A 13,588-nucleotide genomic window follows, 5' to 3' on the forward strand; every position below is an offset into this window, starting at 1 on the left:
TCTGGCCTGCCGGCCATTTCCGCCACAAGGGGGGAGATCAGCTGACGCTGATATCTGCGCCAACCACGGACGGTGCAAGATGGCAGTGGCGACAGAGCTGCTTATCTCCCCCCTTGTGGGGGAAATGGCCGGCAGGCCAGAGGGGGGCAACGTCGAGCGCATTACAGGCCAGTCTATCGCCGTACCCTCACAACGGCTGCGTCGTGTAGTCCGCCTCCGGCTCGTACAGACCGTCCTCGATCGAGGTCCGGTGGACGACGTTGAGCTTGCCGCCTTCGACCTTGGAGATGTTCTGGTGGCCGAAGACCTGGTGGATCTTGCCGTTGAACGTCTTGTCGCCCTGCGGGTGCTCGGGACCTTCCTTGAACGCGGTCAGCGCCTCGGTCGCCTCGACAAGCTTGGCGCGGTCTTCGGGCCCCTTGTAGCCTGAATCCTCCATCGCCTTCTTGATGACGTAGAGCGTTTCCCAGCAGCCGAACATGTGGGCGGCGGTCGAGACGTCCTTGGCATCCGTCGTCGAGGCGCCGTTGTCGTCGATGCCGACGGCGGCGCGATACGCCTTCTGCGCCTCGCTGTCATTGGCTTGGGCGTAGCGCGGCGAGCCTTCCCAGAAATGGCTGCCGTCGAGGAATTCGAGGCCCGGGCTGTTGATGTCGACGGCCTCGAGCGAGTCGATGAAGCCGAACAGCTGCGGCTTGGTCGAGCCGTAGAATTCGCCGAGCTCCTTGACGAAGGTCAAAACGCCTGGGCCGACCATGACGTGGTACAGCACCTCGGTATCGGCAGGGATCTGCGGCAGGTATTTGGTGAACGAGCTTTCGGTCGGCGGGATCGGAATCTGGGCGACGACCTCGCCGCCCTGCGCCTTGATGGCGGGCGCGAAATAGTCGCGATGGTCGTAGCCGAAAGCGTAGTCCGGATAGATCATCGTCACCTTCTTGCCAAGGTTGGCCGCGACCCAGGGCGCGACCGAGGTGACCTGCGAGCGCACGTCGGTGATGCCGGGCTGGAACACCCAGCGGTTCAGCTTACCCGAGGCGACGTGATAGCCTTCGCTGACGACATAATAGGGGATCTTGAGCTCGCCGGCGGTAGGCGCCGAGCCGACGACGACATGCGAGAACAGCGTGCCGAAGACGATGTCGGTCTTGTGCTGGCTGGCGAATTTCGCCACCACTTCGGCGCCGCGCTTGGGGTCGGTGCCGTCATCCTCGACAATGATCTCGACCGGCCGTCCGTTGATGCCGCCGGCATCGTTGATCAGCTTGACGGCGGCGTTGGTGGTCTTTTCGTACCAGCGGCCATAGGCGGCGCCGATGCCGGTGCGGTGGGCCTGGAAGCCGATCTTGATCGGAGCGGAAGATTGCGCCTGTGAGTAGCGCACGAAACCCGGGGCTGCCATCAGGCCGGCGCCGGCGGCGATGCCTTTCAGCGCCGTGCGGCGGCTTAGGCGCGATTTTCCGAGGTCGAAGAAGCGATTGCTGTCAGTCATGCCCTGTCCCCTTGCTGTGTCCTTTGACCAACGATCGTGCGGATTGGCAGCCCTTCCGCCGAGGGCGAAAAATTGCATGTATACAAACTAGATCACCAATCCCTGGACGTGGCAATAGTTGCTTCCCCAAGGTCAAAATCCACCTGCATTTGCACTATCCCGCCGTTGCTGTCGAGAGCAGCCAGAGGCCGAAAACGGTGTAGCCGATCATCAGCACGATGAGCGGCAACTGGCTGAGCGAGGCACTGGCCGCATTGGGGTGCATTCGCCAGGCAAACACATGGGCGACGAGCACCGCCAGCACATGCCCGCCGACGATCGCCGCCGCCTGGAGGTTCCACAGCAGCCAAGCCGAATGCGCGCCCATGGCGATGCCGGCCTCGACCGGCATGTGGGCTGTGCCGAGCAGGTTCCAGCCCAAGGCGAACGGATCCGACAGCGCCACCAGCGCGTATTGGCCGTTGACCAGAAGTGCCGTCAGATAGTGCGAGAAGTGATAGGCCAGCGCGATGGGAACGATCGACCAGACGAACAGGCCGGCGGCCTCGGGCAGCGGCGCGGCACTGCGGACCACCCTTTCGCCCGCGACGACCGCGAGCAGTCCGACGCCGGCGAGTGCAACGAACATCGCCATCAGGCCGAAGCTGTTGGTGGCGACCAGCGCGGTGCGGCCGGGCAGTTCGAGCGGGTTGATGCTGTTGAGCCCGAGCCAGAAGAACGTCTTCGAAAAGCCGTCAAACGATACCGAAGCGAGGGTCGCGAGCAGGAACAGCGCCCCCGCGGGCGGCAGCGCTTCGGCTTGGTAAAGCTTGGCGCCCGGCCAGCACAGGGCAAGGCGCAGGCGGGACCGGTCCTTGCTGGCCTCGACGATGCCGAAGCGGCCGATCATGGCGAAGAAGGCCGAGAGGAATTCGCCCTGACGGCTCCAGCGCTCGAAGCCGAAGGCCAGCATGGCGGTGAAGGAGATGATCCAGTAGAGGCCGGCGGCCATGGCGAGGCGTGCCGGATCGTCCGGGGCGGGGTCGATCAGCTCGAACCAGGCGAAGGCGAAGAACAGAATGACTGCGGGCCAGTAGCCGAGCCATTCGGGAAGATGCAGTGGGGTCTTTTGCCGAGCCTTGGCACCCAGCGCTCCTGTGACCAAGCGATAAGGTCCGTACCATGGGTTGAGCCAAGACCAGAGATTGCCGCACAGGCCCTGGGCCAGCGTGAGCCCGACCCAGAGCAGTGTCCAGACCGTCAGGGGCAGCGGGTTGGACAGCGGGTCGCGCGAGCCGATGAAGCCCGCTGTGATCAACACTGCGAAGACGGCGAAGGCGGCGAGGCTCGCAGGCAACCGTAGATCAGGGATGGAGCCGAGCGGCAGGCGCTTGCGCCAGATGGACACCAACCGCGCCGGCGGCAGCAGTGCCAGTACCAGAAAACTCGCCGCCACCGCGAACGCTGCGCCGGCTATGTAATGCCCGGTCGGCAACAGCAGCACATGGCCACGGTCGGAGGCATGGGCGAAAGCGGGCGAGGTGTGCGATGCGGCGGCAGCGCATGCGGCAAGCACTGCTGCCGCTTTGCGTTGGACGGTTGTGGCTGTGTTGGTTCCGCGCATCACCTTGCCGGTGTGCCACATGGTCGGGGTCGCGGGAAGGGTGCGACTATCGACGGCGGATGGCGACAGGTGGTGACGCTCGCGCTTTGCGAGGCAACCCTTTAGCCTCGCGACCTTCGCACCTCCCTCTGGCCTGCCGGCCATCTCCCCCACAAGGAGGGAGATCACGTCTTCATCAGCCGCCCGGCCAACTACCAACGTTGCAAAGGCTCATCCATACAACGTTGCAGAATGAGCGCCGCCGGCAACGAGACTAATCTCTCTCCTTGTGGGGGAGATACCCGGCCGGGCAGAGCGGGGTGCGAAGGAATGAGAGGTTGAAGGAAACCCAAATTCAAGCCCCAAGCCACCCCTAAACCTTCACCAACTGCTCCACCCGGTCCTTCTCGCCGAAGATGCGCAGATAGCGGGCGATTTCTTGTCTGTCGCCGGTGGCCTTGGCGGGGTTGTCGGAGAGCTTGACCGCCGGGCGGCCATTGGCCTCGGTGACCTTGCAGACCAGCGAGATGGCGTTGAGGCGGTCGGTTTCCTTGGGCGCGCAGCCCTCGAAGTCGTTGGTGAGGTTGGTGCCCCAGCCAAAGGACATGCGCACCTTGCCCTCGAAGTGGCGGTAGGTCTCGATGATGGTGTCGACGTCGAGGCCGTCGGAGAAGATCAGCAGCTTCGAACGGGGGTCCTGGCCCTTCTTGCGCCACCAGTCGATGATGCGCTCGCCGCCTTCGATCGGCGGGGCGCTGTCGGGGCGGAAGCCGGTCCAGTCGGCGACCCAGTCGGGCGCGTCGCGCAGGAAGGCCGCCGTGCCGAAGGCATCGGGCAAGACGATCAAAAGGTTGCCGCCATAATAGCGCTGCCAGTCGCGCAGCACATTGTAGGGCGACTGCTTGAGCTCGGCCTCATCGTTGGCAAGTGCGGCATAGACCATCGGCAGCTCATGCGCGTTGGTGCCGAGCGCCTCGAGGTCAGTGTCCATGGCCAGCAGCACGTTAGAGGTGCCCGTAAAGGCCTCGCCGATGCCTTCCTTGAGCGCCTCGACACACCAGCGCTGCCACAGGAAGGAGTGGCGGCGGCGGGTGCCGAAATCGGAGATCTTGATCTCGGGCAGCATCTTCAGCCGCTCGGTCTTGTCCCACATCTTGGCCTTGGCGCGGGCGTAGAGCACGTCGAGCGCGAAGGGTCCGAAGGCCTTCATCGCCGAGCGCGAGCGCAGCTCGTTGATGATGGCAAGAGCCGGTATTTCCCACATCGAGGTCATCACCCAGGGACCGGCGAAGGTCAGCTCGTACTGGCCGTCGCGCTTTTCCAGATGGTAGGGGGGCAGCTGGAAGTTCTCGAGCCAGGCCAGGAACTCCGGCTCGAAGATCTGCTTGCGGCCGTAGAAATTATTACCGCCGAGCCAGATCATCTCCTTCTTGGTGAAGCGCAAGGTGCGGGCATGGTCGAGCTGCTCTCGCAGCTCGCCCTCGTCGATCTCCTCGGCCAGCTTGACCGAGGTGGCGCGGTTAATCAGCGAAAAGGTGGCGTCGACCTTGGGGTGCATGCCCCAGATCATCTGCAGCATCAGGAGCTTGTAGAAATCCGTGTCGAGCAGCGAGCGGACGATCGGATCGAGCTTCCAGGTGTGGTTGTACACCCGCCGTGCAATGTCGGTCCTGGCCATGCCGCTTCAGTCCTCCTTGGCGCATCCGCCCGCCGTCCGGCGCGCGCCGCATTCCTCGTTCTAGCATTGGGATATAGCGCCGGGGCGATCAAGCTTAAGAGGCGAAAAAAGCAGCGCTGGACCTATCGTTGCATCGTCCAATCAAGTTTGCCGCTGGACAGGTTCCGCTTTTCTTCGAATCGCGGAACCTCTCTATCTCTTTGTTTCTACGCAATTCCGGACGGAAAACCGCTGCACACTTCTGCTGGAATTGCTTTTAGCCGGCGGCGGCCGCCTTCTGGCCGCGCCGCTTGCGAATGCTGATCTGGCCGGTGACGGCCTGCTCGGTGCGGGCGGGAAGTTCCTCGCGCTCGGCGAATAGCCAGTCGATGAAGGATTGAACGATGGGTGCTGAGCGCACCTCGTTGCGGCAGACGACATAGAAGGCATCGACTGCCGGCACCGACAGGTTGAAGGGCGTGACCAACTGGCCGCGGGCGAGCAGGCTCGATGCCGTCACCGTGTCGCCCAGCGCCAGACCATGGCCGTGCACGGCGGCTTCCGTGGTCAGGCTGGCGCCGGCCATGCGATGCTGCTGAACCGGCTTGACGTCGAGCGCGTCGGCTGCAGCAAGCCAGGTGTGCCACTCGCGACCGTCATCGGCATGGAGCAGCACGTGGTCGGCGAGGTCCCGGACACTGCGGATCGGCCGGTTGTTGATCAAGGTTGGGCTGACGACGGGAAACAGCTCCAGCGTCGACCACTTCTTCAACCAGCAATCGGTCCAGCTGCCGTTGCCGTAGAGGACGCAGACGTCGACGTCGGGCGAATGGATGTCGCGCGGGTCGTTTGAGGCGTTGAGGCTGAGGCTTATGCCGGGATAACGCGTGGTGAAGCCGCCAATGCGCGGCACCAACCACAGCGACAGCAACGCTGGAACGCAAGAGACAGTGAGCTTGCCCGAACTGGTCGGCCGGGTCATGCGCGCGGTGGCGGACGCAATGCTCTCGAAGGCGCCGGTGACGGCGGGCAGAAGCTCGGCGCCTTGCGGGGTGAGTTTCAGCCGCGAGCCGGCGCGTTCCAAGAGTTTGACCTTGAGCGTCGCCTCGAGCGCCCGGATCTGGTGGCTGATGGCGCCATGGGTGACGTTGAGCTCGCCTGCTGCCTTGGTCAGCGAGCCATGGCGGGCGGTCGCCTCGAAGGCGCGCAGCGGGTTGAGCGGAGGCAGGCGGCGGGACATGAAAACTCCGCGCGAAGGATGAGGTATTGTGAGAAAATCTCACAGCGATAAGCTTAACATTATCAATTGCTATTTCAACGGCGCTGCCGGAAACTCGCTCCACAACAACCAAAAAGCATGCGGGGACACGAGATATCAGGCCGGACGCCGGGAGCGGGCGGCCGCAGGCGATCGCCCCGCTTTGCCGTCTTGGACCACAGGAGGATAGCATGGGTTTCGACGTCAAAAAGCTCGACGAGCTGCGCAAGAAATATGGCCAAGGCCATGGCGGCGATCTGTTCGACCCGAAGTTCCGCCGCGTCGCCGACAAGATTTTCAACAAGGCAGGCACCCGGCTTGCGCCCTATTCGGGCGTGCCGACCTTCCTGACCGCGCCCTATCTCCAGATCGACAACGACAACCCTGATTTCGGCGACCTGCAGGTGGCGATGATCGGCGTGCCGATGGATCTCGGCGTGACCAATCGCCCGGGTTCGCGCTTCGGCCCGCGCGCTCTGCGTACCATCGAGCGCATCGGCCCCTATAACCACGTGCTCGACTGCGCCCCGGTGCAGGAACTGCGCGTGGCCGACATTGGCGACGTGCCGTTCCGCAGCCGCTACCGGCTCGAGCTCAGCCATGAGGACATCGAGCGCCGCATCGGCCAGATCGTCGACGCCGGCGTGGTGCCGCTGTCGGTCGGCGGCGACCACTCGATCACCCATCCGATCCTCAAGGCCGTCGGCAAGAAGCGCCCGGTCGGCATGATCCACATCGACGCCCATTGCGACACCGGCGGCGCCTATGACCTGACCAAGTTCCACCATGGCGGCCCGTTCCGCAACGCCGTGCTCGATGGCGTGCTTGATCCGAGCCGTGTCATCCAGATCGGCATCCGCGGCTCGGCCGAATATCTGTGGGAGTTCTCCTACGAGTCCGGCATGACCATCGTGCATGCCGAGGAGATCACCGGCATGGGCATCCCCGCGGTCATCGAGAAGGCGAAGAAGATCGTCGGCGATGGCCCGACCTATCTCTCCTTCGACATCGACAGCCTCGACCCGTCCTTCGCGCCCGGCACAGGTACGCCCGAGGTCGGCGGTCTGACGACGCGCGAGGTGCTGGAAATCATCCGCGGCCTAAAGGGCCTCAACCTTGTCGGCGGCGACGTCGTGGAGGTCGCGCCGCAATATGATTCAACCACCAACACTGCCCATGCCGGTGCCCAGGTGCTGTTCGAGATCCTCAGCCTGATGCTGTTCAGCCCCTTCGTCACCGGCAAGAAGGACTGACCGGACAGATCAACGCTGGCCGCCGACCTGGAAGCGGCGGCCAGGCGGCAACGACCGCAACCGACAACCCAATCAATCCAGAGGGAACCGAAACATGAACATCAAGACCGCACTGCATCAGACAGTTGCCGCCCTCATCGTCGCGGGCGGCGTCACCTTCGGCCTCCAGCCCGCCAATGCCGATGCGCTCGAAGACATTGCCAAGGCCGGCCAGATCAATGTCGGCGTGTTCGCCGACTTCCCGCCCTTTTCTTCGGCCAGCGCCGACATGAGCCTCAAGGGCTATGACATGGACGTCGCCCAGGCGATCGCCGACGCGCTCAAGGTCAAGCTCAACCCGGTGCCGGTGACCGGCCAGAACCGCATCCCCTATCTCACCGACAAGCGCGTCGACCTTCTGATGAGCGTCGGCTACTCCAAGGAGCGCGAAGAGGTCATCGACTTCGCCGCGGCCTACGCGCCTTACTACATCGCCGTGATCGGCCCGGCCGAACTCAAGGTGGCGGGCAAGGAAGACCTTGGCGACAAGTCGATCGCCGTCAACCGCGGCACGCTCGAGGACACCTCGCTAACCGAGGCCGCCCCGGCTTCCGCCGACATCAAGCGCTTCGACAACTACAACGCCGTCATCCAGGCCTTCATCTCGGGCCAGACCCAGCTGATGGTGGTGGGCAACGACGTTGGCGCCCAGGTGCTGGCGCGCCAGGAGGCGCTTAAGCCGGAGCAGAAGTTCCAGCTCTTGACCTCGCCGTCGCATATCGGCCTCAACAAGAACGAGGAAGGCCTGAAGAAGGTCATCAACGACACGGTCGCGGCGATGCTCACCGACGGCCGGCTGTCGAAGTCGTCCGAGGCCTGGCTCAAGGTTCCGCTCAACCCCGAGAACCTCAAGGACTGAGCCGTGAGCTACAGCCTCGACTTCGGCTGGCTTGAAGGGGCCGTGGGCGCGATCGCCCGCGGCGCCGCCATGACGGTGTTGCTGATCGTCGTGACGACGATCGCCGGCACAGTCATTTCCATCGCTGCCGCCGCCGGTCGTCGCAACGGGCCGAAATGGCTCCAGCGGGCCATCACCTGCTATGTCGAGGTGATCAGGAACACGCCGTTCCTGGTACAGCTGTTCTTCATCTTCTTCGGCCTGCCGAGCCTCGGCATACGGCTCGACCCGATCGTCGCCGCCATCCTGGCGATGACGCTCAACATGGCAGCCTACACCACCGAGATCGTCGGCGCCGGCCTCGACGCGGTGCCGAGGGGCCAGCGCGAGGCGGCCGCTGCTTTGGGCTTGCGGCCACGCCAGGTCTTCGTCAAGATCGTGTTGCCGCAGGCACTGAAGGTCATCTTCCCCGCGCTGACGAGCCAGATCGTGATCATGATGCTCGAGTCTTCGGTCGTGTCGCAGATCGCAGTGAGTGAACTCACCTACGAGGCCGACATGCTGCAGGCGCGGACATTCCGTCCCTTCGAAACCTATTTCGTCGTGGCGATGATCTATCTCGGCTTGTCGATCTTGTTGCGCCGCCTGCTCGTCGGCATAGGGCGCCGCACGCTTTCGGCAGGTGTATCATGATCGAGTTCACCTTCTGGGACATTGCGCGCAACCTGATCTTCGCCACACGGTGGACCGTGTTGCTGTCGATCGCGGCGTTCGCCGGCGGCGGCATTGTCGGCGTCGCCATCCTGTTGTTGCGCATCTCCAAGGCCAAATGGGCACGGCGCTTCGCCAGCGGCTATATCGCCTTGTTCCAGGGTACGCCCTTGCTGATGCAGCTGTTCCTGATGTTCTTCGGCCTGCCGATGCTGGGCTTCCGGATCGAGCCATGGACGGCGGCGGTGCTCGGCCTGACCTTCTTTGCCAGCGCCTATCTCGCCGAAATCTGGCGCAGCGGCGTCGATGCCTTGCCGCGCGGCCAGTGGGATGCCGGCGCCAGCCTCGGCCTGCACTACCTGCAGGAACTGCGCCTGATCATCCTGCCGCAGGCCTTCGCCATCACCCGGGCCCCGGTTGTCGGTTTCCTCGTCCAGCTGATCAAGGCAACTGCACTGACCTCGATCATCGGCTTTGAGGAACTGCTCCGGACCTCGAACGCCATCAACAACGCGACGTTCGAACCCTTCACCGTCTATGGGCTGGTGGCGCTGATCTTCTTCGTGCTGTGCTACCCCCTGACCCAGTATGCCCGTTCATTGGAGGCCCGTGCCGCAGCACACTGAACCGCCCATCACAATAACGACAGGGAACAGCTGGCACAAAGCCAGCGCCAAATGAGGAGAACTGAGATGACCAAGATCCTGAACCATCCGATCAGCCGGCGCGCCGTGCTGGGCGCGGGCGTCGCTTCGGCAAGCCTTCTGGCGATGCCGTCGATCCTCAAAGCCCAGGACAAGTCGATCAAGATCGGCGTCTATGGCGGCTACTTCAAGAAGTCGTTCGACGAGCACATCTTCCCCGAATTCACCAAGGCGACCGGCATCGCGGTCGAATCCGTCGCCGAGCCGACCGGCGAAGCCTGGCTGGTGCAGCTGGAGCAGGCGGCCAAGGCAGGCCAGGCGCCGGCCGACGTGTCGATGATGTCGCAGACTTCGATGCTCAAGGGCCAGTCGACCGAGCTGTGGGCACCGCTCGACCTCGCCAAGATCAAGAACAGCTCGAACCTGATCGAGCATTTCATCAACAAATATCCTGATGGACGCGTCGCCGGCATCGGTGCTGTTGCCTGGTACATCACGCTGGTCACCAACACCAACGTCTTCCCGACCGCGCCCGACAGCTGGGCTGCGTTCTGGGATCCGGCCAATGCCGACAAGCTCGGCCTGCTGGCGCTCGCCTCCAACTCCTTCCTGCTCGAGGTGACGGCGACCACTTTCATGGGCGGCACTAAGGCGCTCGACACCGAGGAAGGCATCCAGAAGGCGCTGGAGAAGCTCGCCGAGGTCAAGCCGAATGTCCGCCTGTGGTATCGCGACGAGGCGCAGTTCGAACAGGCGCTGAAGTCGGGCGAGATTCCGATGGGGCAGTATTACCACGACGTCACCGGCCTCGCCGCCGCCGAGGGCCAGCCCGTGCGCTCGACCTTTCCCAAGGAAGGCGGCATCCAGGATTCCGGCTCGTGGGTGCTGTCGCGCGCCTCGAAGAAGACAGAAGAGGCGCATGCCTTCATCGACCATATGTGCCAGCCGGCGGTACAGGCGCTGATGTCGCGCAAGGTCGGCACCGCACCGACGGTCAAGCGCGAGCTGACCGACCTGACGGCGGAACAGTTCGCCGGCGTGTCGTCCGACATCCCGCCGATCATCCCGCGCTACGATCTCTACACCACCAAGGCCGACTGGATTAACCAGAAGTGGACCGAACTGATCGTCGGCTGATCTGCGTTTTTCCTTCTCCCCGCTCGCGGGGAGAAGGTGGCCCGCAGGGCAGGATGAGGGGCAGAGCCGGCGCGGCAAGGCTCGCACCGCCCCTCATCTGTCTGCCGGCATCTTCTCCCCCGTGAACGGGGAGAAGCAACGGTTTCCGCAACGCCGCTCCAACATTTCAAGGCCCCCTCATGTCCGGACTCGTGCTTAAGGACATCACCAAGTCATTCGGCAACTTCACCGCTGTCGATACGGCCAACCTGTCGGTGCCGCATGGCAAGTTCGTCTGCCTGCTCGGCCCGTCCGGCTGCGGCAAGACAACGCTTCTGCGCATGATCGCCGGCCTCGAGGACCCCTCGAGCGGCGCGATCCTGCTCGACGGAACCGACATCACACCGGTGCCGACGCACAAGCGCAATCTCGGCATGGTGTTCCAGTCGCTGGCGTTGTTTCCGCATCTGACCGTCGGCGACAACATCGCTTATCCCTTGCGCATTCGCGGGGCGTCACGCGAAGAGCAGAAGAAGCGCTCCGACGAGCTGTTGAAGCTCATTCATCTGCCCGGTTTCGCCGACCGTCCAGTCGCCAAGCTGTCGGGTGGCCAGCGCCAGCGTGTTGCCATTGCCCGCGCGCTGGCACTGTCGCCGAAGCTGTTCCTCCTCGACGAGCCGCTGTCGGCGCTCGATGCCAAGCTGCGCGAGGCGATGCAGGTCGAATTGCGCCAGCTGCAGCAGCGCTTGGGCATCACCACCTTCGTCGTCACCCACGACCAGCGCGAGGCGATGACCATGGCCGACCTCGTCGTCGTCATGGGCAACGGCAAGATCCTGCAGGCCGCACCGCCGATCGATATCTACCGCAAGCCGGCCGATGCCTTCGTCGCCGACTTTATCGGCATGACCAACCTGCTCGACGCGGAAGTTGATCGCGCCGGCCGGGTCTCGGTGCTCGGCCAGGCCATTGCAGGCCTCACGATACCTGAAGGCCTGACCAAAGCCTCGGTATCGATCCGCCCCGAGGACGTTCATCTCGGCTCCGTCGGCGGCGACGCCATATCAGGCACGGTGACCTTCGTCCGCGATCTCGGCGGCACCATCGAGACCTTCGTTGAAACAGGCGGCAAGACAATCATCGCAGTGGCGACGCCACGCGAGCGGCCCGACGTCAAGGCCGGCCAGCAGGTCGGCGTGACATTGCCGGCGCAGTCTTGCGTGGTGCTGAAATCATGAAACGCGAGGCGCCGAAATCGCTTGCCGATTACAGCCCGCTGTTCTTTCCCGGGCTGATGCTGATCGTCTTTTTCGTCGTGCCGTTCTCGACGATGATCGCCGTCAGCTTCTTCCAGCGCGATCCCTCCGGCTTCTATACGCCGGATTTCGTCTTCTCCAACTATGCCCGTTTCCTCAGTCTGTTCTTCGGCAAGGTGCTGGGCTTTTCCTTGGTGCTGGCGGTGATGGTGGCGATCTGCTGCGTGGTCATAGCCTTTCCCTTCACCTATCTGCTCACCAAGCGGCCGCGAAAGGTGCAGACGATCTGGCTGGTCTGCCTGCTGTCGGTGCTGTCGCTGTCGGAAGTCATCATCGGCTTTGCCTGGTCGACGCTGTTTACACGAACCGCCGGCATCACCAATCTGTTTGTGGCGATCGGCTTGATGAAGGAGCCGGTGGCGCTGACGCCGAGCTTCTGGGCGGTGCTGACCGGTATGGTCTACCAGGCGCTGCCTTATACGATCCTGGTGCTCTATCCCGCCTTGGTGCGGCTTGACCCGACGCTGCTGGAGGCGGCGCGGACACTCGGCGCCTCGCCGGTCAGGGCGTTCATGAACGTCGTGGTGCCGGCGTTGCGCAACACCATCGTCGCCACACTGATCATGGTCTTCGTCTTCGCGCTCGGCTCCTATCTGTTGCCGCAGATCCTCGGCCGGCCGTCGCACTGGACACTGTCGGTGCTGATCACCGACCAGGCCATCTACCAGTCCAACATGCCATTTGCCGCGGCGATGGCGGTGTTTTTGGTGCTGATGTCGCTGGCGCTTGTCGGCTTGACGCTGCTGGTCGGACGCAAGGAGAACGCGCTGTGATACAGACTTTCCTTCGCCGGCTCTATTTCGTCGCCGTTGCCCTGTTCCTGGCGGCCCCGTTGATCGTCGTTGCCGGCGTCTCGGTCAACGAAAAGCAGGACCTGGCCTTTCCGCCGAAAGGCTTTTCATTGGCCTGGTACGCGCAGATCTTTGTTGATCCGGAATGGCGCAAGGCGTTGTTTGCCTCGCTGTCGCTGGCTGTCACTGCGGCGGCTCTCGCTGTCGCCATAGCGCTTCCGCTGGCATGGTTCCTGTGGCGGCGCATAGCGCCATGGGCCAACGTGTTCCAGATCCTCGGGCTGGCCCCGTTCATACTGCCGCCTGTCATCACCGCACTCGGCATGCTCAGCTTCTGGGCGACGTCAGGCTTCTACGGCCAACCTTGGACGGCTGTCATCAGCCACGCGATCTTCTTCGTCACCCTGCCGCTGGTGACGCTGTCGCTCGGCTTCGCCTCCATCGATCGTTCGCTGGTCGAGGCAGCGGCGACGATGGGCGCCGACGACCGCACGGTGCTGAAGACGGTGGTGCTGCCGCTGATCCGCCCTTATCTCGTCTCGGGCTACGCCTTCGCCTTCGTGCTGTCGCTCAACGAGTACATCGTCGCCTACATGACCATCGGCTTCACGCTGGAAACACTGCCGATCAAGATCTTCAATGCCCTGCGTTACGGCTATACGCCGACGATGGCCTCGGTGTCGGTGTTCTTCGTCGCGGTGGCGGCACTGGTGTTCGGCCTGATCGCCAAATTCGGCGACATTAGGCGGCTCTTGGGTGCGATGTCCTCGGAGACCTGACGCGCCTGCGACAAGTCGGGCGGCACCTTCGAACGGTGTCGCCTGAGTGACAATTGTCAGCCGCCTGGTTGTCGCGCCCGGTGGCTGCCGCTCCTAGCATCGCAATCATGCC

General features: G+C 63.6%; 12 protein-coding genes. 8 read left to right on the forward strand and 4 right to left on the reverse strand.

Annotation, left to right across the window (positions count from 1 at the left end; translation table 11 throughout):
• Positions 1-187: 187 nt before the first annotated feature.
• The 4 genes from HNQ95_RS19755 to gcvA form a co-directional block, all read right to left on the reverse strand.
• Entirely contained in the window at positions 188-1,492 is a 1,305-nt protein-coding gene (locus HNQ95_RS19755) for an ABC transporter substrate-binding protein (protein WP_182575106.1), read from the reverse strand.
• Positions 1,493-1,646: 154 nt separating this feature from the next.
• A complete protein-coding gene (locus HNQ95_RS19760) occupies positions 1,647-3,095 on the reverse strand; it encodes a hypothetical protein (RefSeq protein WP_182575107.1) in 1,449 nt (482 codons plus the stop codon).
• Between the two features lie 352 nt (positions 3,096-3,447).
• On the reverse strand, positions 3,448-4,752 hold the full coding sequence (gene pncB / locus HNQ95_RS19765; protein WP_067955220.1) for a nicotinate phosphoribosyltransferase: 1,305 nt from the start codon (positions 4,750-4,752) through the stop codon (positions 3,448-3,450).
• A gap of 256 nt (positions 4,753-5,008) precedes the next feature.
• A complete protein-coding gene (gene gcvA / locus HNQ95_RS19770; protein ID WP_067955218.1) occupies positions 5,009-5,971 on the reverse strand; it encodes a transcriptional regulator GcvA in 963 nt (320 codons plus the stop codon).
• 209 nt (positions 5,972-6,180) lie between these two features.
• Between gcvA and speB the strand changes: the two genes are divergently transcribed.
• From speB to HNQ95_RS19810, 8 genes are all read left to right on the forward strand, one after another.
• Positions 6,181-7,242, forward strand: coding sequence for an agmatinase (gene speB / locus HNQ95_RS19775; protein ID WP_067955216.1), 1,062 nt, complete (start codon positions 6,181-6,183; stop codon positions 7,240-7,242).
• A 94-nt stretch (positions 7,243-7,336) separates the two neighbouring features.
• A complete protein-coding gene (locus HNQ95_RS19780; protein ID WP_067955214.1) occupies positions 7,337-8,140 on the forward strand; it encodes a transporter substrate-binding domain-containing protein in 804 nt (267 codons plus the stop codon).
• Between the two features lie 3 nt (positions 8,141-8,143).
• Complete coding sequence (locus HNQ95_RS19785; RefSeq protein ID WP_067955212.1) at positions 8,144-8,812, forward strand: amino acid ABC transporter permease; 669 nt, start codon at positions 8,144-8,146, stop codon at positions 8,810-8,812.
• Positions 8,809-9,456 carry an amino acid ABC transporter permease gene (locus HNQ95_RS19790; RefSeq protein ID WP_067955210.1) on the forward strand — a complete coding sequence of 216 codons (648 nt, stop codon included), beginning with the start codon at positions 8,809-8,811 and terminating at the stop codon, positions 9,454-9,456. The genes HNQ95_RS19785 and HNQ95_RS19790 overlap by 4 nt, the downstream gene beginning before the upstream one ends.
• 66 nt (positions 9,457-9,522) lie before the next feature.
• Positions 9,523-10,611 carry an ABC transporter substrate-binding protein gene (locus tag HNQ95_RS19795; RefSeq protein WP_182575108.1) on the forward strand — a complete coding sequence of 363 codons (1,089 nt, stop codon included), beginning with the start codon at positions 9,523-9,525 and terminating at the stop codon, positions 10,609-10,611.
• A 179-nt stretch (positions 10,612-10,790) separates the two neighbouring features.
• A complete protein-coding gene (locus tag HNQ95_RS19800; RefSeq protein WP_154385750.1) occupies positions 10,791-11,828 on the forward strand; it encodes an ABC transporter ATP-binding protein in 1,038 nt (345 codons plus the stop codon).
• On the forward strand, positions 11,825-12,679 hold the full coding sequence (locus HNQ95_RS19805) for an ABC transporter permease (protein ID WP_182575109.1): 855 nt from the start codon (positions 11,825-11,827) through the stop codon (positions 12,677-12,679). Before HNQ95_RS19800 ends, HNQ95_RS19805 begins: the two co-directional genes overlap by 4 nt.
• The gene (locus HNQ95_RS19810) at positions 12,679-13,476 is read left to right on the forward strand and encodes an ABC transporter permease (protein ID WP_067965812.1); all 798 of its coding nucleotides are present in this window, start codon (positions 12,679-12,681) and stop codon (positions 13,474-13,476) included. The genes HNQ95_RS19805 and HNQ95_RS19810 overlap by 1 nt, the downstream gene beginning before the upstream one ends.
• The last annotated feature ends 112 nt before the right edge of the window (positions 13,477-13,588 follow it).

The sequence above is a fragment of the Aminobacter ciceronei genome, assembly GCF_014138625.1.
Taxonomy (GTDB): Bacteria; Pseudomonadota; Alphaproteobacteria; order Rhizobiales; family Rhizobiaceae; genus Aminobacter; species Aminobacter ciceronei.